General features: G+C 40.8%; 25 protein-coding genes and 2 pseudogenes. 10 read left to right on the forward strand and 17 right to left on the reverse strand.

What is annotated here, in order from left to right:
- Positions 1-19: 19 nt before the first annotated feature.
- Positions 20-1,210, forward strand: a complete 1,191-nt coding sequence (locus K333_RS0107150; protein WP_024988973.1) for an MFS transporter — start codon at positions 20-22, stop codon at positions 1,208-1,210.
- Positions 1,211-1,228: 18 nt separating this feature from the next.
- A complete protein-coding gene (locus K333_RS0107155; protein WP_024988972.1) occupies positions 1,229-2,110 on the forward strand; it encodes a carbohydrate kinase family protein in 882 nt (293 codons plus the stop codon).
- Between the two features lie 112 nt (positions 2,111-2,222).
- Here the strand turns inward: K333_RS0107155 and K333_RS0107160 are convergent, their stop codons facing one another.
- Positions 2,223-2,534, reverse strand: a complete 312-nt coding sequence (locus tag K333_RS0107160) for a hypothetical protein (protein ID WP_027452508.1) — start codon at positions 2,532-2,534, stop codon at positions 2,223-2,225.
- 335 nt (positions 2,535-2,869) lie between these two features.
- Positions 2,870-3,274 carry an MGMT family protein gene (locus K333_RS0107165; protein WP_373276986.1) on the reverse strand — a complete coding sequence of 135 codons (405 nt, stop codon included), beginning with the start codon at positions 3,272-3,274 and terminating at the stop codon, positions 2,870-2,872.
- Positions 3,275-3,310: 36 nt separating this feature from the next.
- On the opposite strand from K333_RS0107165, the gene K333_RS0107170 reads away from it, so the two are divergent.
- Complete coding sequence (locus tag K333_RS0107170) at positions 3,311-3,913, forward strand: HAD family hydrolase (protein WP_024988969.1); 603 nt, start codon at positions 3,311-3,313, stop codon at positions 3,911-3,913.
- A gap of 74 nt (positions 3,914-3,987) precedes the next feature.
- The gene (locus K333_RS0107175) at positions 3,988-4,884 is read left to right on the forward strand and encodes an alpha/beta hydrolase (protein ID WP_024988968.1); all 897 of its coding nucleotides are present in this window, start codon (positions 3,988-3,990) and stop codon (positions 4,882-4,884) included.
- Between the two features lie 112 nt (positions 4,885-4,996).
- On the opposite strand, the gene K333_RS0107180 is transcribed toward K333_RS0107175, so the two are convergent.
- From K333_RS0107180 to K333_RS0107235, 12 genes are all read right to left on the reverse strand, one after another.
- On the reverse strand, positions 4,997-7,822 hold the full coding sequence (locus tag K333_RS0107180; RefSeq protein WP_027452509.1) for a M16 family metallopeptidase: 2,826 nt from the start codon (positions 7,820-7,822) through the stop codon (positions 4,997-4,999).
- Positions 7,823-7,951: 129 nt separating this feature from the next.
- Positions 7,952-8,671, reverse strand: coding sequence for a GIN domain-containing protein (locus K333_RS12675; protein WP_024988967.1), 720 nt, complete (start codon positions 8,669-8,671; stop codon positions 7,952-7,954).
- A 12-nt stretch (positions 8,672-8,683) separates the two neighbouring features.
- The gene (locus K333_RS0107190; protein ID WP_024988966.1) at positions 8,684-9,466 is read right to left on the reverse strand and encodes a hypothetical protein; all 783 of its coding nucleotides are present in this window, start codon (positions 9,464-9,466) and stop codon (positions 8,684-8,686) included.
- 7 nt (positions 9,467-9,473) lie between these two features.
- Positions 9,474-10,301, reverse strand: coding sequence for an ABC transporter ATP-binding protein (locus tag K333_RS0107195; protein ID WP_024988965.1), 828 nt, complete (start codon positions 10,299-10,301; stop codon positions 9,474-9,476).
- A gap of 23 nt (positions 10,302-10,324) precedes the next feature.
- Positions 10,325-10,681, reverse strand: a complete 357-nt coding sequence (locus tag K333_RS0107200; protein WP_024988964.1) for a GntR family transcriptional regulator — start codon at positions 10,679-10,681, stop codon at positions 10,325-10,327.
- Between the two features lie 50 nt (positions 10,682-10,731).
- Entirely contained in the window at positions 10,732-11,637 is a 906-nt protein-coding gene (locus K333_RS0107205) for a hypothetical protein (RefSeq protein ID WP_024988963.1), read from the reverse strand.
- A gap of 9 nt (positions 11,638-11,646) precedes the next feature.
- Positions 11,647-12,486, reverse strand: a complete 840-nt coding sequence (locus tag K333_RS0107210) for an ABC transporter ATP-binding protein (protein WP_024988962.1) — start codon at positions 12,484-12,486, stop codon at positions 11,647-11,649.
- Between the two features lie 56 nt (positions 12,487-12,542).
- On the reverse strand, positions 12,543-13,040 hold the full coding sequence (locus tag K333_RS0107215; protein WP_024988961.1) for a DUF3836 domain-containing protein: 498 nt from the start codon (positions 13,038-13,040) through the stop codon (positions 12,543-12,545).
- A gap of 275 nt (positions 13,041-13,315) precedes the next feature.
- Positions 13,316-14,698 carry an MATE family efflux transporter gene (locus tag K333_RS0107220; RefSeq protein WP_024988960.1) on the reverse strand — a complete coding sequence of 461 codons (1,383 nt, stop codon included), beginning with the start codon at positions 14,696-14,698 and terminating at the stop codon, positions 13,316-13,318.
- A 907-nt stretch (positions 14,699-15,605) separates the two neighbouring features.
- Positions 15,606-16,652, reverse strand: coding sequence for a tetratricopeptide repeat protein (locus K333_RS12070; RefSeq protein ID WP_027452510.1), 1,047 nt, complete (start codon positions 16,650-16,652; stop codon positions 15,606-15,608).
- A gap of 9 nt (positions 16,653-16,661) precedes the next feature.
- On the reverse strand, positions 16,662-17,177 hold the full coding sequence (locus K333_RS0107230) for an energy transducer TonB family protein (protein ID WP_024988957.1): 516 nt from the start codon (positions 17,175-17,177) through the stop codon (positions 16,662-16,664).
- Positions 17,174-17,521, reverse strand: a complete 348-nt coding sequence (locus tag K333_RS0107235; protein ID WP_161624555.1) for a LytTR family DNA-binding domain-containing protein — start codon at positions 17,519-17,521, stop codon at positions 17,174-17,176. The genes K333_RS0107230 and K333_RS0107235 overlap by 4 nt, the downstream gene beginning before the upstream one ends.
- Positions 17,522-17,841: 320 nt before the next feature.
- Here K333_RS0107235 and K333_RS13155 point away from each other — a divergent pair, with 320 nt between their 5' ends.
- From K333_RS13155 to K333_RS12080, 3 genes and pseudogenes are all read left to right on the forward strand, one after another.
- The gene (locus K333_RS13155) at positions 17,842-17,997 is read left to right on the forward strand and encodes a hypothetical protein (protein WP_154653008.1); all 156 of its coding nucleotides are present in this window, start codon (positions 17,842-17,844) and stop codon (positions 17,995-17,997) included.
- A gap of 50 nt (positions 17,998-18,047) precedes the next feature.
- Positions 18,048-20,306, forward strand: a complete 2,259-nt coding sequence (locus K333_RS0107245; RefSeq protein ID WP_027452512.1) for an outer membrane beta-barrel protein — start codon at positions 18,048-18,050, stop codon at positions 20,304-20,306.
- A gap of 4 nt (positions 20,307-20,310) precedes the next feature.
- Positions 20,311-21,067, forward strand: a pseudogene (locus K333_RS12080) (cysteine peptidase family C39 domain-containing protein); the annotation flags it as partial.
- A 96-nt stretch (positions 21,068-21,163) separates the two neighbouring features.
- On the opposite strand, the pseudogene K333_RS13630 reads toward K333_RS12080, so the two are convergent.
- A pseudogene (locus K333_RS13630) lies at positions 21,164-21,280 on the reverse strand (helix-turn-helix domain-containing protein); the annotation flags it as partial.
- Positions 21,281-21,760: 480 nt separating this feature from the next.
- The gene (locus K333_RS13465; RefSeq protein WP_244870416.1) at positions 21,761-22,030 is read right to left on the reverse strand and encodes a hypothetical protein; all 270 of its coding nucleotides are present in this window, start codon (positions 22,028-22,030) and stop codon (positions 21,761-21,763) included.
- A 61-nt stretch (positions 22,031-22,091) separates the two neighbouring features.
- On the opposite strand from K333_RS13465, the gene K333_RS13475 reads away from it, so the two are divergent.
- Together K333_RS13475 and K333_RS0107260 are read left to right on the forward strand one after the other, a co-directional pair.
- Complete coding sequence (locus K333_RS13475) at positions 22,092-22,265, forward strand: hypothetical protein (RefSeq protein ID WP_238314134.1); 174 nt, start codon at positions 22,092-22,094, stop codon at positions 22,263-22,265.
- 123 nt (positions 22,266-22,388) lie between these two features.
- Positions 22,389-23,138 carry a ThiF family adenylyltransferase gene (locus K333_RS0107260; protein ID WP_024988952.1) on the forward strand — a complete coding sequence of 250 codons (750 nt, stop codon included), beginning with the start codon at positions 22,389-22,391 and terminating at the stop codon, positions 23,136-23,138.
- Positions 23,139-23,152: 14 nt separating this feature from the next.
- Here K333_RS0107260 and K333_RS0107265 read toward each other — a convergent pair whose 3' ends face one another.
- Positions 23,153-23,908, reverse strand: coding sequence for a helix-turn-helix domain-containing protein (locus tag K333_RS0107265; RefSeq protein WP_027452514.1), 756 nt, complete (start codon positions 23,906-23,908; stop codon positions 23,153-23,155).
- A gap of 190 nt (positions 23,909-24,098) precedes the next feature.
- Between K333_RS0107265 and K333_RS0107270 the strand changes: the two genes are divergently transcribed.
- A complete protein-coding gene (locus tag K333_RS0107270; RefSeq protein ID WP_024990325.1) occupies positions 24,099-24,728 on the forward strand; it encodes a hypothetical protein in 630 nt (209 codons plus the stop codon).
- The last annotated feature ends 42 nt before the right edge of the window (positions 24,729-24,770 follow it).

Genomic DNA, 24,770 nt, shown 5'->3' on the forward strand with positions numbered 1-24,770 from the left:
TAAAAATTTTAAAATACCTATGAGTAAAAATCTAAAACTGACGATAATCCCTGTGATGTTATGTTTCTTTGCGATGGGATTCGTTGATTTGGTTGGAATAGCCTCTAATTATGTAAAGGAGGATTTAAATTTAACAGATACTGTTGCCAATATTTTTCCTTCTTTGGTATTCTTCTGGTTCCTTATTTTCAGCGTGCCTACTGGTGTGTTGATGAATAAGATTGGGCGTAAGAAGACGGTTATGCTGTCACTTATTGTTACTGTTGTTTCATTACTTCTTCCTATTTTGGGTGAGAACTTCACATTAATGCTTATCTCGTTCTCATTGTTGGGTATTGGTAATGCTTTGATGCAGACATCGCTTAATCCATTGGTTTCTCAGGTTAGTGGCGATGCTAATTTGGCGTCAACATTAACATTTGGTCAGTTTGTTAAGGCCATAGCTTCATTTATGGCTCCTTATATAGCAATGTGGGGTGCAATGGCTTCAATTCCTACCTTTGGTCTTGGATGGCGTGTGTTGTTCCCAATTTATATGGTAATTGGTGTGTTGGCAACATTGTTGCTTGGTGCATCAACTATTAATGAAGAAATAGCTGAAAAAGCAGAGAGCAATGGTGGTGTTCTCAAGGAGTTTGCCGACTGTTTCAAGCTTCTTGCTAAACCAATCGTGTTGCTTAGCTTCCTCGGTATAATGTGTCATGTGGGTATCGATGTTGGTACCAACACCACAGCTCCTAAGATTTTGATGGAGCGTTTGGGCATGACTCTTAATGATGCAGCTTTTGCAACATCTCTTTATTTTATTTTCCGTACAATAGGTTGCCTCACAGGTAGTTTCTTTTTGCGTGTGCTCAGTTCAAAGAGTTTCCTCATTATCTCTGTCATAATGATGGCATTGTCAATGGTGGGACTTTTTATTGGCGACAACAAGGTTGTTCTTTATATTGCTATCGCCCTTGTTGGATATGGCAATTCAAATGTATTCTCAATAATATTCTCTCAGGCAATTCTGAGTGTACCCGAGAAGAAGAATGAGGTGAGTGGTTTGATGATTATCGGTCTCTTTGGCGGTACAATTTTCCCACTCCTGATGGGACTTGCAAGTGATGCTATCGGACAGGTTGGTGCGGTAATAGTTATGGCAGTTGGTGTGGCTTATCTTTTCTGCTATATTCCACAAGTGAAAAAAATAAATTCTCACAGTTGAGAAAAAAAATACGAGATTATGGAAAAAGATAATCGTTATGTAGTCGGTTTAGGTGAAGCACTTTGGGATGTGCTTCCTGAAGGAAAGAAATTGGGTGGTGCCCCAGCTAATTTTGCATATCATGCAGGACAGTATGGTTTGAATACCATTGCTGTTAGTGCTCTTGGAGACGATGCTTTGGCTGAGGAAACAATCCAGCAGTTAGAAGAGAAAAAGCTGAGATATGAGATGCCTCACGTTCCTTATCCAACAGGAACTGTGCAGGTTGAGCTTGACACCGAGGGTGTTCCTACCTATGATATTAAAGAGAATGTAGCATGGGACAATATTCCTTTCTCTAAGTCTATTGAGGGTATTGCTCGTAATAGTCGTGCAGTATGCTTTGGTTCGCTTGCTCAGCGCAATGTGGTAAGCAGAGAAACAATATCGAAGTTCCTCGATCACACTCCATCTGATTGTATTAAGATTTTCGATATCAACTTGCGTCAGCAGTTCTATACCAAGGAAGTTATCCAGGAATCGTTGAAGCGTTGCAATATCCTAAAGATTAATGATGAGGAACTTATCCTTATAGGCAGAATGTTTGGCTATCCTGGTTTGGATATTGAAAACAAGTGTTTCTTGATTTTGGGTAAGTATAATCTTGATATGCTTGTGCTCACATGTGGTGTCAATGGTAGTTATGTGTTCACCCCTGGTAAGGTGTATTATCAGCCTACTCCAAAGGTTGAGGTTGCTGATACTGTTGGTGCAGGAGATTCTTTTACAGGAACATTCTGTGCTGCTATTCTTAATGGAAAATCGGTTGAAGAGGCTCATAAGTTAGCGGTTAATGTGAGTGCCTATGTATGTACTCAGAATGGTGCTATGCCAGAAATACCAGAGAGATTCAAGTTTTAAAAAGTTAGAGAGATAAGTAGCTCGGTAAATGAGTAAAGCATCTCTGTTAGGAGATAAATTAAATGGGTTCGAAATAGTAGTATTTTGAACCCATTTTTTATTTATGTTTCCATTACTTCTGTTTACTGTTTTTTAGGGTGTTGATGAAAACATTTTTTTTTCTTTTGTCACGTGCTGCTGTTTTCTTATGTGAGGCTTCATGATACTCTGCCGTAGCCGTGAAGAACACATCGCTGCTTGAGTTGAGAGCTGTCTCCACGCTGTCTTGTATCACACCGATAATGAATCCCACAGCAACAGCCTGCATAGCAATATCGTTGCCAATGTTGAAAAATGCACAAGCCATTGGTATGAGCAGCAACGAACCTCCTGCAACACCCGATGAACCACAGGCGCCAAAGGTGGCTATTATGCCAAGGAACAATGCCGAACCAAATGATACTTGCTGAAAATGCTGCTTATATTCATATCTGCAAAGATAATAAAAAAAGTAAAAGGGTAAAGGGGTAAAAAGGGTAAAAGAGTAAAAAGGTAATTCATCCTAAACGAATCCTAAAGGCATCCTAAAGGAATCTCGAATGTGGAGTTAGTCGCATTTCGTGCGATGTTGAGTTATACAATTATGAGTTTTTTTGCATTACTTTGCTGTAACAAGAGTTGGCTCAATAATTTATTTGTACCTATAAAAAATGCTTTTTCTGCATTTTTGGGGTACTTCTTCACCAACTCTTTCTCTTTTACCGTATCATTTACAATTTATCATATATCCATCTTAATTTCTTCCTCAAATTTCCATTGGTATTTCTTCATATCCACACATCCATTACTCTTAAACTGGACGCCTTCGGCTTCGAGAAACTTGCGCTGTTCGAGCCATCCAGGAGCTGGACGTCCTTGGACGTTCACGACACGATGACATGGCAAGTTGAGATGACCGGAGCCATGAAGTACGTGCCCTACCTGTCGGGCGTAGTCGGGATAACCTGCCAACAGGGCTATCTGACCGTATGTCATCACGCGACCTGAGGGTATCACTGCCACAATGTCGTAAACGGACTGACGAAACTCTTCTAAGTTGATCCTACTCATGATGGTTTGTTTTGCTGACAAAGATACAAAAATATCATGAATAGGATAGTTGTTAATGGACTTCTTGTTTCTCAAAGATTATTCGTACCTTTGCAGCAAAGACGAATATGTATGATTAAATATGTTGTTTTAGATTTCGGGGGTGTCCTCGTAGATTATAATTTCAAGAATTTCTTCGCTCATCTTCTGGGTAGTGAGGAGAGGGCTACGTGGTTCCTCGATAATGTGTTCACTGAGGAGATGAACAATAAACTGGATATGCAGTTGAAACCGTTCGGTGAATATATCGAGGAGTGGAAGGCAAGATGGCCTGAATATGCCCACGAACTGGATTTTTTCAACTTACATTATACGGATATTTTCACAGGTGAAGTCGTGGGCATGAAGGTGTTGATGGAGAAACTGAAAGCACAGGGATATCAACTGCTGGGCCTCTCCAACTGGTCGTCGAAGGTGAATGATGTGATGAAGAAGTTTCCTGATTGTTTCCGATTGCTCGATGGATATCTCGTATCTTATATGGTACATCAACTGAAACCCGCACCGGAAATCTATCAGTCGTTTATCCAAAAGTTTGGTATCAAAGCCGATGAATGTGTCTTCATTGATGACAAACCGAAGAATATCGAGGGAGCCAAAAATATTGGTATGAAAGGTATCGTCTTCAAGGATGCTCAACAACTGGAAAGAGATCTCATGTCGATTTTGCAATAATTTTACATTCATGATTTGGGGATAGCAGAATAAATTTGTATTTTTGCTACGAATTTATTATAATCTAACAAAACATGAAAAAACTCATTTTATCAACGATCATGGGAGTGGCCTCTGCCCTATCTATGCAGGCCCAATGCGAAATCAATTATTCACGTATCGTAGAAGATGGCGGAACGGGTAACTACAAGGCTATCATGGAAGAAGTGAAAGGCTTTGATGCCCACACCGTCTTCGTACCACAAGACCTCTCTAAGTTTAATGCCAAGAATCCTCTGCCTGTCCTTGTCTGGGGAAATGGTGCTTGTACGAACTCTCCTTGGGAGCATTACCGTTTCCTCAATGATATTGCTTCACAGGGCTATCTCGTCATTGCTACTGGTTTTATTCCTAAAGACGATACACCTTACGAGGGTGAGATGTCGACACCTGACCAGCAGATGCAGTCTATCGACTGGGCTATCAGCCAGAACAATGATAAGAAGAGTCCTTTATATCATAAGATCAACACAAAGGCTATCTGTGCGTCGGGGATGTCATGCGGTGGCCTACAGACTCTGTTCAACTGCGGTGATCCTCGCATCTCATGCTATATGATCTGCAACAGTGGTCTGTTCATCGATCCTTCCATTGCCATGCCTAACATGCCCATGCCGGGCAAGGAACAACTGAAGAAGGTACACGGACCTATCATCTATATCTTGGGTGGCGAAACTGATATCGCATACAAAAATGGTATGGATGACTTCCATCGCATCTTGCATCAACCTGCCGTAGCCGTAAACTATCCTGTGGGACATGGTGGTACTTACCGTGAGGCTCATGGTGGAGAGTTCCGTTTCCCTGCCATCGCTTGGCTTAACTGGCAACTGAAAGGTGATAAGCAGGCTGCCAAGATGTTCACCGGTGATAAACCTGAGATATTGAAGCGAGAGAAATGGACGATAGAGAAGAATCAACTCTTGAAGTAATTTTTCTGAAATATAAGAAGTGCCGGCAACAGAAGATACCGGCACATAAAAGAATCGAGTTGAATCCTTACGGCCTCAACTCGATTTTTGTATTAAAATATATGACAACGACTTATTTCTTCTGAGTTGCGGTCATAATGATCTCTGCATGATTGCCACCGGCGAGGATCACATTCTTGAGGAATGCTGATATTGCCTTAGCATCTGTAGCACTTACGGTCTTCTTGTAATCGGTATGCATGTCGATGCCACGCTCCACGAAAGTGCGGAGGACACCTAACCAATAGCCATTAGTCTTGGCATCTACATCAGCTTGCTTCAGGAGAATCTGCTGAGCCTTAACCAAGTCGGCAGCATCAGGATTAGCGATAGTCTCGTCCATACCTGTGAAGAAGCATGGTACGGCCTCTTTCTGCTTATCCGGATTGAGTTGAGCACTACCGGTAATAGTATATACGGCCTTGTTGGCATTAGGATCTACATCATAATCACTAGAAGCACCTGCATGATAAGCTGCACTCAGGTTCTCACGGATGCTACGATTGTATTTCATCTCGAGCAGACGACCTGCAATATCTACGACTACATTGTTCTGCAGGGTATAATCTACCTTGTTAGAACGCCACTCTTCGGTAGCCTGGCTCTGTGGATTAGCCATCTCCTTGGTGAAATTATTCTTCAGCTCACCCTTATAGGTCTGGAACTCTTTCACAGCAAACTTACTCTTAGAAGTAGGCAGCGATGCGATATATTGCTCGATGAATGGTTTGATAACAGCCTCATCAAAGTTTCCGACGAAATAGAAGGTGAAGTCCTTGGCATTATTGAAGAATGCCTTGTAAGCCTTCATGATAAAATCGTAGTCGAGTTTCTTCACATCCTCGCTCTTTGGAGTACGGAAGAACTTATTGCCCTTATAGATTGTACTGTTGACAGAATCCTGATATACCATATCTGGGTTCTCGCTCTGATTGGCCAGATAAGTTACATAGGTATTCTTCAGATTCTCGAAACTCTTCTCGTCCTTGCTGACAGCATTAAACTTCTGATAGATGAGTTGGAAGAGGGTCTCCAGATCCTTTGGAGTAGAAGCACCAGAAAGGCCGTGGTTATAGTTATTCATGAAGATATTAGCAGAAGCCTGCTTACCGGCAAGAGCCTTGTCGAGTTCGGTATTAGAGAAATTACCAAGTCCACTGGCTCTTAAGGCCATCGAAGCAAAGGTTAAGTTGGCAGCATCTTTCTCCGGATAATTTACAGCACCACCCTTATCGACTGCCATGAAGCGAACTTCGTCATCCTTGAAGTCGGTCTTCTTCAGAATTACTTTTGCACCATTAGAAAGAACGTATTGCTTATAACCCAACTTCTGATTCTCTGAGGTCTTGACGATTTTGCCGGCCTTTGGCATCTGTGCCACCAGTGGTTCTTGCTTTACGTTGTCCACATAAGCTTCTACCTTGGCATTGCGAACCTTAGCGACAACATCGGCAAGTTCCTTCTCTGTAGGATAGGTATTACCATCTTTCTCCTGAAGCATAGCAAAGGTTACGAGATTGGTGTCGCTCTCTGAGATATAATTCTTAGCATATTCGTTGACAGCCTCAACAGGAATGTTTGGCACTATCATGTTCATCAACTTATACTCATCCTCTACAGAAGGGATTGGTTCGTTGGCGATGAAGTTGGCAACATACTGACTGGTGAACTGTTCGTTCTTCATCTTGTCACGATTGGTATAAGCCTTCTCCAAAGAACTTAGATAGTCGGCCTTGGCACGGGCATATTCTGTAGCTGTGAAGCCATAGTCGTGCAGACGTTTCAGTTCGAGCAATGCTGCCTCAAGGGCTTCCTTGGTAAGACCCGACTTAGCAACTGTCTGCAACTGGAAAGCGCCTTTGGTACGAGATATCAGGAAATCACCCTCACCGGCACTTGCCTGAAGGAATGGACAATTTGGCTCGTTTGCCTTTTCTGCAAAGCGGGCATTGATCATACTGCTAAGAACATCCTTGATATAGTTCTCTATGAGATAGTCGACAGTACCCTTCAATGAGTCTGGACGAACTTCGTTCTTCATCATGGTAAGGATAACATCAAACTGCATCTCCTTATCCTTATCTACTACATAGATAGGTTTGTCATTGTCCGGTACCATCACAGGGATTACCTTAGCTGCATTGGCTGGCACCTTGATACCACCAAAGAGTTCCTTGATCTTGGCTTCTATCTTATTCACATCGACATCACCTACGACAATGATAGCTTGGTTGTCCGGACGATACCATTTACGATAATAAGCACGAAGGGTTTCCGGATTGCATCCGTCAATGATACTCATCAGTCCGATTGGCATACGATAGCCGTATTTGTTACCGGCATAGAGTGCTGGGAGTGAGCGCTCAAGCATGCGCTGCTGTCCTACCATGCGCATACGATACTCGTTATGTACCACATCACGCTCATCATCAATAGCCTTCTTGGTGAGGGAGATTCCATTAGACCAGTCTTTCAGAATCAACATACATGAGTCTACTGCTGTAGGACGAACGGTAGGTACATCGGTAAAGTAATAGACGGTCTGGTCGATGCTGGTATAAGCATTCAGATTACGACCATACTCTACACCGATACTCTGCAGATACTCCTGCAGATCATTATCCTTGAAATGGTCGGTACCATTAAAGGCAAGATGCTCCAAAAGATGGGCAAGACCACGCTGGTCATCATTCTCATTGATAGAGCCTACTTTCTGAGCGATGTAGAAACTAGCGACATGTTCAGGATAAGCATTGTGACGAATGTAATAGGTAAGTCCATTATCCAATCGACCGATCTTCACATTCTTGTCAACAGGAATCAATGGCATCTGCTGTGCCATCAGATTGCCTGCGCCGAGCAATACTACGGCGGCAACAAATAAACGTTTTAATCTCATAAATAATAATTAAAATTAGGTATTCTTATTTTTTTCTCTCATTACTCACACAGAAATCAGGGCTATGCTATATAGCATCAACCCTGAAAACTTACATAATCAAAAAACGGATGGTTTATCCTTTTATTGTTACCACTTCGTGGTTTTATCTTCGATGTCACCGGAACCGGCAACACTATTATTAACACTCTTACAGGTTCCTTTGAGGGTGATATCGCCAGAGCCTGCAACGGAGTTTTGTACATAACCTACATGATCCATAAACAAATCGAGGTCTCCACTTCCTGCTATGGAGTTCTCCACATTCTCTGCTTTGATACGTTTCATGGTTATACTGCCACTGCCGGCTATAGAGTTTTCTAGATTCTTACAAACAACTGATGGGACGGTGATGTCTCCGGAACCTTCTATTGAGAAGTAAGCTTTATCACCTTTCATCTGGGATTTGGATACAAAGTTACCACTTCCTGACAAACTTACACTAGATAGATGTGGACCTATTATATAGATTGTACCACTACAGTATTCGTTGCCAATGATCTTCACCCAGCTACCTTTTCTATCAAACTTCGAAGAACGCTCTTTTCTTTTGACGACAATTGTTCCGTTCTCGTTTTCTACTTCAACTTGTTCAATTGATTTCTGACTAGCAACGATCTTCACCTGTGGTTTCTCACCATATGCATACTCTACATCAAAGGCACCATAAGTTCTTAGAGCATTGAAATCAGCGACATCAATTACCTTCGTAACCTTAGGACTCTTATCCGTATCTGCACTACATTCTATACGACATGATGTCAAAGCCAAAACCATTCCTATCATGGCTATAAAATAAAATTTCTTCATCTCTCTATTTATTTAAAGGTTAATCCATTTATTATTGATTACTTGTATACGACCCATGATGCGGTAAGACAGATAATAATTGAAAAGTATTACCACAAAGAAACCGAGGTCGGTAAGTATATTGGTCAATGCACTATCATAGAAGTATACTGCATACCCATAATCACAGAGTTTTCCTCCTATCCATACGGCAACAATACTTAAACATGTTGTTACAGCAAAGATAATCGCCGTGGTAACAAGACAAGCATGCTTACGTATCAAGGCACCTCCTACCATATACAGAGAATGACCCCAGAAGTAGAGGATTAGGATAGCTTCCCCTAATGTCATTCTATCGCCTTTAATGACCAGATTACTATTTGAATGCCACAAAGCGTCTATGATATAACTGTTGGAAACGGTTCTGTCGATAGCAGAGTTCAATAGCCATTGACTAACATCGGCTGCCACGATTCCAACTGCAAGAAGAAGTATACTTCCTACCGTCACCATCAGATAGTTGGCGGCAAACTTCTCCAAGGTACTACCTGGAAGCATCATATAACTGATACGCTGTTGCTTGGTCTTCATATTTCCTACAATAGCGCCACCGCTGATGACCAAAAATACCGATCCCATAACAGTAGTAAGCACTGGTACGACATCCCCATCTCCACCTACTCTGCTAAAGAACATCATAAAAAAGAAGAGGGTAAAATAGATACCGAAGAACTTCTTTATCAATGTACCTTTACTATTTATCAACGACCATTCGGCCACATTTCTGAATCTATGTATATTGAAATCTATCATGACGTTCTTATAATTTTAATGTAATTCTTTCACGTGTCAATGCATTGAAGAGCAACTCTAAGTTGAGTTGGGTTTCCTCATCACCACTCTTGCGCTCACTCATCGTTATATAACCTTGCAAGGACGATTCCTTATAGACAACTCCATCCAGTTCACCTGGCTGGCGATATGAGAAACAGTAATGGTCTGTGATATTCACCGTTGATGTATCGAGAAGGATCTGTCCATTGTCCAAGACGATGATATGGTCGAGCATGGATTCTACATCATGCACCTGATGAGTAGAGATGATAATGGTTTGATCTTCGCGCATATTCTGTGCGATAACCTTACGGAACAAACTCTTTGAAGGAATATCGAGTCCGTTGGTAGGCTCATCCATCAAAAGATAACGGGTTCCAGAGGCCAGGGCAACACTCATATATACCTTCTTCTTCTGTCCCATAGACAACTCCTTGAGGTTGACGTTGCGACTTATCTCAAAATCCATCAGACACTTATAGAGTACATCTTCGCTGAAATTCGGATAAAACATCTTATGCATAGATACGAGTTGCTTCATCGACACGTTAGGCATCTCATATTCCTCCGGTACGATAAAGATATCGCGAAGAGCCTCCGGATCACGGTTCTTCATATCCTTACCATCTACTATGATATTTCCACCTTTCGTTCTCAACAAACCGGCAATAAGATAAAGTAATGTACTTTTACCCATACCGTTCTTACCCAGTAAGCCATAAATACAATTTTCCTGTAAGTTCAATGTCAGGTCATCATATACGTGATGACTGCTACCAGGATAATTAAAAGCTACGTGATTAATCTCTATCATATTTTTTTACGAATGTAAGTTTTTTACTTTTGTTTATTCCATGCTTCTTCGATATCCTTGATATCTACATGAAGCAACTTCATCTGGCGAAAGAGCTCCGGCAACGTGTTGTTGATGAAATCTTTCTTACGTGACACGAGTATCTGGTCATGGGCACCCGGACTCACGAAGTATCCCAGTCCTCGCTTGTTATAGATAATTTCATTCCGAGCCAGTAAATCGTATGCCTTCACGGCGGTGTTGGTATTAACCTCTAGTGTCACCGCATATTCCCTCACACTGGGGATACGATCATCGGCTTTATACGTGCCCGCGATGATGTCATCGCAAAGGCGCTCGGCCATCTGAATATATATTGCTTTGTCACTACTAAAATTCATATACTATATACTATTTTTAAGAGACGTTTCCTGATTCTTTGCTTTTAGGATTATTTGTTCATTTCCAGTTGACGACGACAGAACCTCTTATACGAACGTGGAAGAAGTACCAATCCGACGACGAAAGACAATCCCATAAGCACAACACTTATTCTCATGACGCTATTCACAATCTCAGTAAATATGATTCCGGAATCGCTGACATGATCGAATACACCTGAAGTTGCTATGTAAATTCCCATACCCAAGGCTCCAAACACGAATAAGGCACAATATATGCCTAAGCCCCATAATGCTGTATACAACCATGCATTGCGACGGAAACGGGTTCCGGCCCAAATCAATATCATACCTAAACCAACATAACTGATATAAACCATCGGTAGGTACATATTTTTGCAAAATCCTGTGACTCCCAATTCTTCCAACACACCGGAAGAACCATACAAGGCGAGACTTTCGTTTACAAAACCACTATTAAAAGGATAGATGACGAGTAAACTGATGGCATAGCCTAGACTATGGGCTACCAGGCCTGCTAAACTTATCAGTGAGACATAGGCGACACGACTACTCCACTTCTCCAGATTAGTAGCAGGAAGGGTAAGGAAGTCGATCTCCTGTTTTCTGTCTTGGAGATTTGCAAACACACGGGTCATGATAACGAAAGAGGCTATTCCCCAGACATACGAAGCATACGATGCTGCTGTCAATACGGCCATCACGTTTTCATGAGTAAAGAAGGCCAAGAACTTCTTGAGACTCTCCGGAGCTTTCGTAATATCCGTGTTTAAGCCTGCTATACTATCGGCACCGACAAATCCAAAACCAACAAGCGTATAAATAGCAAAGACAAGACCTGTGATGACTCCGAGGATGATTAGGATTTTCTTTTTATTGAGTAAGAAATCATTTTTGAGGAGTCTCAGGAATCTATTTCTGTTGAATTGTGTCATAGCGGTATCTTATTTGATTTTTTTGTTGATTACAGCGTTAAAGAAGAGCTCCAGATTAACCGGAGTCTCTTCAGCGCATTTTTTATTGAGAGAGATCGTTGCATTGCCTTGTAAAGATGGTTCTGTATAGATCACATTATCGTCTACATCTCCAAGACTGCGATATTCAAATGTATACTTTTCTGCAATATCTGCCATCGATGCATTGACCACACATCTATTGTCATCGAGGATAACGACATGGTCGAAAAGGCCTTCTACATCATGTACCAGATGGGTAGAGATGATGATGGTCTGATCTTCGCCCATACAGCGTGCCACCATCTTTCGGAAGATGCTCTTTGAAGGTATATCCAAACCATTTGTCGGTTCATCCATCATCAGAATCTTACAGCGGGTGGCTAAAGCGAAGCTTATCATCACCTTCTTTCTCTGTCCCAACGACAAACGGTTGAGCACCACACCTTCCGAGATACCGAACTCACGCAGATTGTTTTGCATCATCTCATAAGAGAAATCCCGATAGAATCCCGAACGCATCCCGAGATATTGCTTCAAAGAAACTTCGGGTAGTTCGAATTCATCTGGCAAGAAGTATATCTTCTCCAGTGTAGATATTTGACGCTCGGCTATATTCTCACCATCGATAAGCACCTCACCTACATTTCCTAAGTCATCGACTGTCGGGCGATAAAGTCCATTCATCAGAGCAAGAAGTGTGGTCTTACCGGCTCCATTCTGCCCAAGCAATCCATAGATGCTGTTTTCCGCGATTTCCAGGTCAAGATGTACAAAGACTTTCCGGTCTTGTCCCTTATACCCAAATGTCAAATTTCTTGTTTCAATCATAATCGTCTAGTTACTAATGATAAATGTAAGTGGTCAAAGTATGTAAGATAGAGTTCTTATTTTCCCAAGTTTCCTGTCACGGCATAATGTAAATCTTCTTGCGGATTCATGATCAAGACATTGTTTACCATGACATAGTCGTTATTTTTATTAAGTTCGTAAGTATTCACAGCCATAACGTTGTTCATAATCATTTTATAGTTCATCATCTGTTTTGCATCGTCAAACTTCTGTGTCTTCTTATTCCAATCGCGCCTTACAAGTATATATCCGTCAGGCGCATAGGTATATTTGAGTTCGTAAGCATTCTCCCAAGTGTTAGCGACTGAATTCCATCTCTTAACAGTCTTCTTCACTAAGCGATTCTCAGAATCATAATCATAAGCATACTGCAACTTATTGAAGAGACCTTCATCTGTAGACTTTAGTACACGTACAGTCTCCACCTTGTTGCCATTCATCTGAGCATTATAGGCAAAGCCACTCTGCTCCGGAGCATTCGCCATGTTGAAAAACATTGATGCTACTGTTGCTGCTGTGATAATTACTTCCATTTTCTTTAGTTTTTAGCGGCTGATTTAATTCAGCCAGGGGTGAGTCTTTATGGTTTATTATTCTCTGTTGTCATTTCTGTAGCAGTGTACTACTGTTGTATGACACTGCAAAGATATATACTACTTTGTTATCCTCCAAGTTTTTTGAGTAAAAGTATGCTGTATATTAACTTTATTTTAGAAATAAAGTCATACAAAAGCGAGAAATGAAATACTTTTTAAGAATTAGTGTACTACTTTGATAGCACACCTATATGTATTGGGCGTATTAGGTTTTAAATCTTCTGTATCCGGAATCCCTTCAACCAATTTCCCCAATACAAGCGTATTAGGAACATCCCTCCTCTGAAAGTCAACTCTATAGCCATTGCTATCCATACCCCCTTCAATCCCATACTCTGCGATAACCAATAGGCTAAGGTTAGACGCACAAACCACATCGAGCACAGATTGATGATGGCGGGCTTCAAGGTGTCACCAGCACCGACACATACTGAGGCTGTAATGATGGCTGCAGCAAAGAATGGTTCGGCAAAAGCCTCTATACGTAAGACGGTAGTACCCAACTCGCAGATGCTGTCAATGGGACTTAACAGACTCATCAGTTCTGGGGCGAAGATATACATCACCAGTCCCATGAAGGCCATAACAAGCATACCTAATCTCACGGTAAGATGGGCGAAGTTCCGACAAAGGTCCATACGCCCTGCCCCATGGGTCTGTCCTACCAATGTTGTCGCTGCATCACCAATACCATATCCTGGCATATAGCAGAGACTCTCCACGGTTATGGCGAAACTGTTAGAGGCGATGGCTATATTTCCCAAAGGTGCCACGATGAGGGTGCTCACGATCTGGGCTCCACTCATCAGTACGTTCTGTACTGCTATTGGTGCTGATATCTTCAGTGCATTACGAAGATATCCCCACACCCATACAAAGGGGATATGGTCGATACGGAGGGCAAGGATCTTGCTCTTGAAGATGGCAAGATAGGCCATCACACCGGAGGTGATGATAAAGGATAAGGATGTGCCGATGGCTGCTCCCACAACTCCTAAATGGAGTATATATATAAATAGGTAGTTGAAGACGATATCAAAGATGCAGTTGATGATGCTCATCATGGATGGGGTCTTCATATCTCCTGCGCATTTCAGCATACTTGCCGAGATGTGGAAAAGTAGGATGAATGGTAGGGTGAGAGAGAATATCAGAAAATATTTGGAACTGTCGCTGGCGATATCTGCTCCTCCACCTAACCAATATGGTAAGGAATGGTGTATGCCGATACCAATAGTGACAAGGAGTATACTGAAGAACACGCCGCATATCAAGGCATGACGAAAGACTTGTCGGGCTTTCTGGAAGTCATTTGCTCCGATGAAATGTGCCACCTGAACGGAAAAACCTGTCGCAAAGGCTCCCATCAATGATCCCATCAACCATGTGGTGGATTCTATCAGTCCAATACTTGCTGATGCTTTCGCACCAAGATGTCCTACCATGGAGGCATCAATGAAAAACATAAGCACAGAGGTAACTTGGGCCAGAATACTCGGAATACTCAACCCTACAATCAGATTCAACTTTTCTGTATTCGTAAGTTCCATACCATTACGAATACGCTCCAACAAACTGTCTGATTTCTTACTCATGCCTAATTTTCTTTCTCTGCACAAAAATAAACAAAAAAGGCGGTTCCGCAAAGGAATCGCCATATAATAACTTCAACTACTCTCAAATTCTTATAACCTCATCGTTAGTCCTGCAATCTTTACCTTATCCTAATACCCTGATCCTAAACAATCTTTATTTTACCTCAACTAACACCTTCTCTTACAATCCTAATTACCTTATAAACTAAAAACTAACTAACAATCTATATTTACCTGATCTAATACCTCTATTAACCTTTTGACACTGCAAAGATACGGCAACTTCTGCAAACGGCCATCGTTTTTTACAAATATTATACGTAAAAGCTCTTATTACTTGATATAAATCAAGTGATGTGCCCGCACACAACGTGTTATATAGCATATTTCTTCAACAAATCTTTTGACCTTCAACACCTCACTGACATGCATCGTATATATGACCGGAAACGCTAATATACCATTTCATGCGATGTGTCTCATTGTCACCGAATATCTGAGGACTTTGTAGACAAATCTCATAGGTATCATTAAATTTCTTGGGGCGCTCCGCTTTGTCATACTCTTCGGCTTTAAGTGCAATAATTTAATATCCTCACTCATGATTTTGTTTTTAAACCTTTTATTGTAAGTATTGCGATTGTTCACTTGAAGACAGTTTTGCAGTTCCATAGTGTATCGTAACTATTCTACACGCCATAACACTTTTTCGGACTTAGAATAAAGCGCGAATAGCAACATAAGATACCATTTTGGTCGTTAACGATGCATCGCAGTACCCTTTTGCATTTTCTTCGTTTACTAACGCCTTTCATACATTCGTTTACTAACGCCTTTCATACATTTGTTGCGTTATTAACTTGAATCCAAGGCGTACTGAGAATTTGACAATCGTAAATACAAAACGCTATTTCGATTTTTTCACGAAAGCTTTGGCCTTTTCTATCATTTCACGATTGCTTTCTGTATCTTTTAAAGTTGAAGAGTGTTTCAGAAAGAGTTTGTAGTAGTTCGTCATACCGACAGAATCTTTCAGACCGCTGTACATCTGGGCTATGTTATAATAGGTAATGGCTTTTGTTGGCTGACATTTCGAGGCTTTCTGAAAAGCAGAGATGGCATGTTCATAGTCATGAAGATAGAAGTAGGCCTCAGCCAAATCATTATACATGCCGAACAATGTTAGGCTATCGGGAACGGAAAGTTCGATGGCTTGCTCCATGTATTCTGCACTTTCCTTTGGCATTCCTATTTTCATACAATTTTTGGCCAGCAACTTGAGTATAAGTATGTCTCTGCCATTCTTTATTTGGTTGGCTCTTACAAGATGGTCGTATGCATTGTTGGCATCATTCATTTCGCCATAGCAAACGCCAAGTATGAAGCTTACCTCCAAACCCTTCCATCCTTTACGGTAGAGCTTGAGATAAGAACGTTGCGCCTCGGCGTAATCGCCTAACAAGTAGCTCGAATAGGCGTATTGTCGCCATACATTTAAGTTGGTAGTATCAGTCTCTAAATAACGCATTGTAAGTTGTCGAGCCGAATCTATTTTGTTCTTCTGCATCAGGTCTGCTGCAACCGATGTAATGATGTCAGCATCATAAGGATACTGCTGAAGAATTCGTCGCCCCCATATTTCCATGGCCATTGAATCTTGTGTATAGGAGTGAGCATAGTAGAGCTGTCGCATATCGTTGTGCGTCAAGCTGTCTGCTGGTATACGCAATAAAGTGCGGCCCTCTGACTGGTAATCGCCCTGTTTGTGGTAGCACTGAGCCAAACGCCTAAACACGGCAACAGAATCGTAGCCACATTGCAACCGGGTGTATAGCGATGCTGCTGCCGAGTAGTTGAAGGCCGAGAAAAGACTATCGGCAACGTGAAGACTCTTGATTTGGCCTTGAACACCAATGGTGAATAGCCAAAAGATGATGACGGTAAAATATCTCATAAATATGGTTCATTTTCTGGTTTTACTGAATCTTACAGGTAATGTGTATCTGATGTCGGTAGCTGTACCATTCGCCAATCGGCCCGGAGACCACCGTGGACATTGTTTCAAGAGACTAACCACCTGTTGCCCGAAAGCCTTATTTTGTGGCTCTAGCAATATCTGTATATCGGTGATGGTTCCCTCTTTGCTAATAGTGAACGCTACTATTACTTCGGCATTTTCATTCTCATGCCCATGTGGATATTTCAGGTTTTTGCCAACCCATACGAGAAACTGTTGAAAATTTTTATTACCCATAAATTTAGGGGCAGTAGCATCCCTTGAAATTACCTCAACTTCTTCTAACGATTTTCCCTGTGAAGTTTTTTGGGGGCAAGTCTGTTTGTTATATAAATATACACCTGCTATCACGCTTAATATTCCCGCTACAATAAATGCTATAAAAAGCAACACATTCTTTGTATACTTAGTGTGTTGTCCAATGATGTACACACGATCTTCGTTGTCTACCTTATGAATCATATCTTTATACGTTTAAAGTTAAAGTATCTCTCCATGATGTCCTTTAGACTCTTCACTGCATCCTTAGATGCCCCAATTGTGATTTTGCATCTTAGTTCACTATCAGCCAAGGTGATTTCTTTTCGTTGAATGTCTATCATGAAGATAAAATCACGATTAATAATTAAGCTTTTTCCAACCCTTATAAATCTTTCCGCTTCCAATCCCAATTGAGACTCTAACATTTTCTCAAAAGTATGAAGATTGAAAGAAAAAGTATATTTAGTACCATCAATGAGATTGAAGTTGGAGTAGCTGCCATCAGACGTTACACATAATAAACAATCTAATGGAATTTTAGCCATCTGACTTGTATTTGATATAATGATGTTATGTTGTCTCATTGAATAAATTTGTTCAATGCAAAGATACAATATTTATTAGTTAAATCGTTTATTCAAATTCCTGTTTTTTGCGAAATGAGTGGATTATTTTACGTAATGTTATTTATAGATTTGTTTCTCTCCAATTTTTCCTTTTATTTTAGCGAATATAAGCCTTTTATAAAACCAAGCATAGATTTCACACAACAAGCAAAATTATATAGTAATGGAAAAAAAATATCGCATAACTTTGCAGTAAGCTCGAAAAGTTTGAGCGGTTTAGTATTAACATTAACATAACAATGATGAAAACAAAAAGCCAAGTTTTTAAAAAACAAGTACTCAACTCTTCTGAGCTTGAGTCCGTGTTGGGCGGAAAGCGTCAAGCAACAAAAACCTATGATGGTGGAACGCTACAAGAGATTATAGTATATGACTTATGGAACGACGCAGATTAAAAATTCTTAGTAGCCAATTATCAATAAAATTAATCCTATTGGCTCTTTCTATGTTCATTGCTGTCGGTGGCAAGGCTCAAAAACAATTATCGGGTCTTGTCGTTGACACCAACGGGCAGCCTGTTATGTCAGCATCTGTGATTATTCAGTCAAGTAATACAGCTGAGCGTAATGTACAGATTACTGTAACTGATGTGGATGGAAAATTTCTCTTCCATTCCGTTCCTTCTCCATATCAACTTACCATTCAGCATATGTCGTATTCAGATTCATATGTGAAGGATAGTTTGTCAAATGTACGTGTCGTATTAAAGGAGAAGGACAACACTTTAGGTGAGGTCGTTGTTAAAGCCAACCGTCCTATGGTGAAAACAACAAGTGATGGCGGAATTGCATTTTCGGGCGAGCAAATCAGGCAGCGCAGACCGGTCGAAACAGCCCTTGATATGATAGAGGCACTTCCTATGATGATGAAAAGTGGAGAAAGTCTGATGCTTATGGGGGCGACTGAAACTTCAATTCTTATAAATGGGAAGAAAAAAATATTGTCTGATGAGCAATTAGCAAACTACTTGAAAACCATACCTGTATCAGAGGTTAAGTCACTTGATGTGTACTATAGCACGCCTCCTAAGTTCGGTGTGCGAGGTGCTTCGGTCAACATTGTTATGTCTGCTCCGAAACATGAAGACTTGCATTTTCGTGGCGAAGGGTTCGTGTCTGCCAATTATGGTAACAGTATGAAATTTGATGAGGGCACCAACTTTAGTTTGTCATCCAAGAAATGGTCGCTGAATGCTGGATATACTGAAAGCAATACTGCCAAGCTTCGTAATCAAACTCTCGAGACAGTGCGTACACTTGATGGTGTGGAACATCATGTTTTGCAGACAACCCAAACATCGTCCATATCAAAAGATAAAACGGTTGTTATGAATCTGACAGCTAGTCCAAATGATAATGTGGGGGTGGATGTTGATTATGTTTTCTTGCATAAGTCACCGCGAAATACCATTGATTTTAATTCATTGATAGATCAGCAATCTATTAATGGTAATACGTTTAGTCGGTATGGTTCGGATACTCACAATGTCAGAGTAGCCTTGACGTATAAAGATATAGAGATCGGTGGAGAATATGAGCACTTCAAAGAAGATGCGGACCAAATTGTTATGCTCGACAAAAAACAAAAAATAGACAATGACCACAACCAATCGTATAGAGGGTTAAATGTATATTTCAATGGTGAGTCTGAGTTGTTCAATCATACAATAGAATATGGTATTGACGGAACACTGAGAAATACCACCAACTACGTAGGCGAAAACGGGAGTTCAGAATCGTTGATGAAACAAAAAGAACTTGAAACGACAGCTTATCTGGGAATTCGAATTCCACTTGGTAAGAAGGGATTCATCAATACATCCATACAGGGTGAGTTTATCAATTCTACATATAAGCGAAATAATGGATATAAGGAGAAATTATGGCGAGATTTTGACATATATCCCACATTCATGTTGATGTATAGGTTCACTCCCCTGCACATTATCCAAGCCAGCCTGTCTTCCACTAAATACTATCCTTCTTATTGGGCCAATGCAAGCTATAGTTCGTACATTGATAATTACAGTAGGATAGAAGGTAATCCTCAACTGAATCCATCAAGAAAATATGCGCTCAACGTAAACTATATTTTGAGAGGTAAGTATATCATTGGTCTGTTTGGTGAAAGCCATCAGAACTACTTCACTCAACTGTTGAAACTGAAAAACGATGAGATAGCAGCAGCCTACAAATATTACAACATACATAAGAGTCAACGGTTTGGGGTGATGGCAATAGTTCCGCTAAATTTGATACATGGCTTTGAAAGCAAGTTTACTTTAATGGGGTTTTATATGCATCAAGAAGGAAGCATTGATGAAATTACATTGGATAAAACAAAGGTCTCTGGAAGGGCGAGCATTTCTAATACTATCAATTTATTAGGCAACAAATTGATGGCAGAGATTGATGGATGGGTGCAGCTACCGGTTATTCAAGGACTTTATGACGTTAAGGCTATGTGGAATATAACATCAAAAGTAAGCTGGAAAACTCCTATCAAAGGAATGTCGGTTTCCATAAAGGTCGACGATATGTTTAATACGCTCAGAAGTCGAGTTCAATCGAATGTACCCCAACAGAGTTTTTCTTTCCGTAGTTATGGGGATAGTCGCATTTTCAGTCTTAGGCTACGTTACATATTCAATGGATATAAGGCAAAAGAAAGGAAGACAATTGTGAATGACAGGTTAGGATTTTAGAACTATGGAGATTATTCTTCAACATGACTCTATGCAGTGTGGCATAGCTTGTCTAAAAATGATATGCCAAAATTTTGGAAAGGAAGTGTCTTTTAGCTTTCTTTCCAATATGTGCGGTTGTACAAATGAAGGAACATCTTTACTTAGTATATCTGAAACAGCAAAAAAAAATCGGTTTAACACCAATTTGTTACAAACTTTCATTGAGTGATTTCTGCGAAGTTCAAACTCCATGCATCCTCCATTGGAACCAAAATCATTTCGTGGTTTTGTATAAAGTAAAAAAAAACAAAAAATTCTATGTCGCAGACCCTGGCAAGGGACTTGTAAAATATAATCTTAAGGAGTTCAAGAGTCATTGGATCAGTACACGGTCTAATGGTGAGGAGACAGGCATAGCGATGTTCTTGGAGCCTACACCCGCTTTCTATTCCCGTAAGGAGGACGGAGATGGTGAAAAGAATAAGAATCCACGGTCGTTCCGTTTTCTCTTCGGCTATGTGAAGAAGTACAAGCGCTATTTCGGACAGGTCGTCTTAGGCATGGTTTTGGGCAGTTTGTTGCAGCTTGTCCTGCCTTTCCTCACCCAGCCCATCGTCGACGTGGGCATCAAGAACCAGAGCATCGGCTTCATCCGCCGGTGGCTGTTGCTGCATATCTCCATGAGGGTCAACATCTCGCTGGTGAGCGACTTCTTCATCAAGTTGTTGAAACTGCCGATGTCGTTCTTCGACACCAAACTCATGGGCGACCTCATTCGCCTTTCCCTTGCAGTCCTTCCCCTTACAATCATTCTCTTTGTCTTTTGAGAATATCGACTGCGAAAGCGTCGCGCCAAGTGCCGTCTCTATCATGCTAAGAATCTCTTTCCGTGCGACGACTGTCACTCGCTCCGAGAGTTTGACCGGGTGTAGCTTTCCCCGACTGACCATCGTATAATAAGTTCTCAGGCTGATGCCGAGCAGTTCAGCCACCTACCGCGGACGATAGAACTCCTACCGCAGACTTACGTTGACAACGCTGCCGCCCGAACTGTTAAGTTGTGTTTCGCTTTTCTTTCCCATAGTGCTTGTTCTTGTGGAAAAATCCGTAACTTTGGGGTGACCCAAGAAAAATGTCTTGCTTTATGCGAGACCGGAACGAGAGCAGGAGGTGAGGTCTCCGCTTTTAATCCCTCTCTTGTTCTGTTATGTATTTTGCTAACGCAGCAGCTGTATCAACCATTAACGTGACTAAGCCGCACATGTATCAACCAAATATAAAAGTAATGTTTAACCGGGTCAACCAACATTAAAAATAAGGCTTAAAGTAGTCAACCAAAAACGTTAAACTACCCCGGTCTCTTGTTCCGTGCAGGATGGAGAAGTTCGAAGGAGTTGGAAAACCGCTTTGGTGAAAGCCTTGAGAGGATGATAGCAGTAACAGATCGACACAGTGCCTATTTTGCCTTACACTTATTGAATCATCAGGTTTGTCTTGTATCTATATTTAGGGAACTGCAATATCTGGACAAGCTTGACACAACGCAGCAATGGTCCGGAGAAGTTGAGCAGCTTTTGAAGGAGGCAATCCACGAAAGGAATACAAGGCCAGACTAGTGTATCGAAAAAGAACAGTGGCTCAAAAGGCATGACGCTCTGCTCAAAAAGAAATTGGAAGGATTTAAGGAACAGTTTCAACGTCTCAAGAACGGCCTTATAAAATGCAGGGATTACATTTTTCAACTTTCTGGAAGATCCTTTGATTCCTTCTGACAACAATGCAAGCGAACGCGGCATAAGGAAGTTGAAGATTAAATTGAAGAACTCTGGTACTTCTAGATCAGACTTAGGTGCAGATGCTTTCTTTGACCTACATTCCATCATAGAAACGGCGAAGAAACATAAGCAGATACCATTTGAGGCAATCCGAGCACTATTTAGTGCCACGGACAGCACGGTCGTATCTATCGCTGAATAGTTACTTTACCTTCTGAATATGTTATAAAATCTAAAAAATCCGTGGGATGAGAGTTTTTTACACTTTTGTGTAGTGCATGTATGTATTATAGCATTTACTTTTGCCACAAACAATTATTTAGTTATGGAACAAAGATACAGTAGAAACAGGCTCTATGTGAGCGAGAAAGAACAAAGTTTGATCAAGGATTACAAAATATTCCTTGGTGGTGCAGGTATAGGCTGTATCGTGGCTGAATGTGCCTTGCGGTTTGGTTTTGAGCATATTACAATTGTCGACGGTGATAAGGTTGAGAAAAGCAACCTAAACAGGCAGAACTATACGGAGAATGACATTGGCAGATACAAGGCAGAGTGTTTGGCTGAGCGTTTGCTAAGTATCAATCCAAATGCGCAGATAGATTACTATACGGAGTTCCTTACCCCTGATAACATAAAAGAAATGTTGAATGGCCATAATGTAGCCATCAATGCATTGGACTTCAAGGACGATACGCCTTTTGTTTTTGACAAAATCTGCAAGGAAAGAAAAATCCCCGTACTCCATCCATATAATTTTGGGTGGGCAGGTTTTGTTACGGTCGTTGACCCATTGGGACATTCTTTATCCGAACTGGCAGACGAGCCTAAGGGATTTGAGCTAAAGGTGGCTGAGTATGTAATCGGGCACGGGGCTTTCTGGAATCAGCCAAAAGAATGGTTGGATAAAATCGTTACTCAATACAGGGAAGAAAGCGAAACGCTCCCACCTCCGCAACTGTCCATAGCATCATGGATTGCAGCGGGATTATGTACAACGGCAATGTACAATCTTGCCACTGGAAAACCTGTGAACTATTTTCCAAAATTCTATTTCTCCTCACTTTTGCAGTAAAGTGAAATATCGTTTTAGAACAATTTGTTTAAAGTTGCCCTTGAAATAGCTTCTGTAATATTCGCCACGACTAATTTTTCAAAGGCGTGGCGTTTATAGAATTTAATAGTGTCCAATGAACGGCACATCCTATCCGAAATTTCCGTCATGGTAAGTCCTGCTGCCGACAACCGTAGCACTTCAATCTCTTCTTCTTTGAGCAATACACCCTTACATTCTTTCCACCAATGACTTTCAAAAGAATATCTCCAATAGTTGCAGAGCCCTTTTTTATGAAATTCAACATGCCCGACAGTTTTATACGAAGACAGCGATACGACACACATTCCAATCCATATTTTGCCCTCATCGGTCAATAGAATAGGAGTAAGTTGGTGGTTGATTAGTTTGCTCTTTGCCCCACTGTTCAGATGAAAATGATATGACATAGAGCACTGGTATTTGTCAACATCATCGAAGGTATCAAAGAACTTAAAGCCACTGCTGTTCAACTCCACGAGCATTTTCTGCTCTTCCTCTGGCACGTGCTTCGAATAAAAACTATACCCCAGTTCCTTAACTTCCTTTGCCGTATGACCACAAAGGAACAAAGGATTATCTGATACATAAAGAAACTCCTGCTTATAATAGTCTATCAAGTAAACACTCTGATAGGTTACACGCGCAAAAGCCTCTACTGTATGAATCAAAGTGGAAAGCACTTTTGAATCATAATCCGGTGCATTACGTACGGTATTCGATGCGATAAAGAAGTCTTTTACATCTGTCATATGATGAATAATATTAGAAGCTTTACTCTAAGCTGTTAGCAAAGATATATGTTTTTTTCGGAATGACATCAAAAGACTACACTAAAGTGTAAAAAGTAAAGCAGAAAAAGGAAAATTACCCAAAAGTGTAGTATCCCATATTTGAAGAGCCACTATTTTTGCCGTATAAAATAACTATAAAAGGATTATTATGGAAAAGAAAGTCGCGTCATTCAACGAGTATGAGATATTCATGGCAGATAAATCCAGTCTGAATGAAATCGCCAATTTCGTAGTCAGGGAGAATTACTCCCACCACATGTCTTCATTTACAGGGGAAGATATAAACAAAGATATTAAATCCGTGCTTGAAGAAGAGGAATATCTGTATGAAGACAAGTCTCACATTTATATTGCAAGAGATTCCTTTGGGAAAATGATTGGCTGCATCAGGAGTTTCCATTGGGATAAGCACAAGATTCTTCCAATAGAAAAGGTATATGGTATAAACCCTTTATCTGCTATACATAAGGAAGCAAAATATAACTATTGGCATATCGGACGCTTTGCCGTTGCAAAGGATTCGGGAATATCTACATTGACATTGTTCAAGCGGTTGATGGCATTGGCAGTAAAGCCGATAGTTGAGGACAAGTACAGTTATATGATAGCAGAGATTGACAGCAAACTACTGAAAGTAATGAAGGTATTGGGATTTGGCACACGTCAAATAGGGGAATCCATAGACTACCTGACATCGGAGACTGTTCCTGTATGTTCCAGTAAAAGAGGTATCAAGGGATTCTTTTCCAAATATGGTGAACTTTGCAAGGCTGCATGATTACACTTTTGTGTAATATTTCAGACAACAAATTCAGAATTA

Source organism: Segatella albensis DSM 11370 = JCM 12258, from assembly GCF_000426565.1.
In the GTDB taxonomy this organism is placed as follows: domain Bacteria; phylum Bacteroidota; class Bacteroidia; order Bacteroidales; family Bacteroidaceae; genus Prevotella; species Prevotella albensis.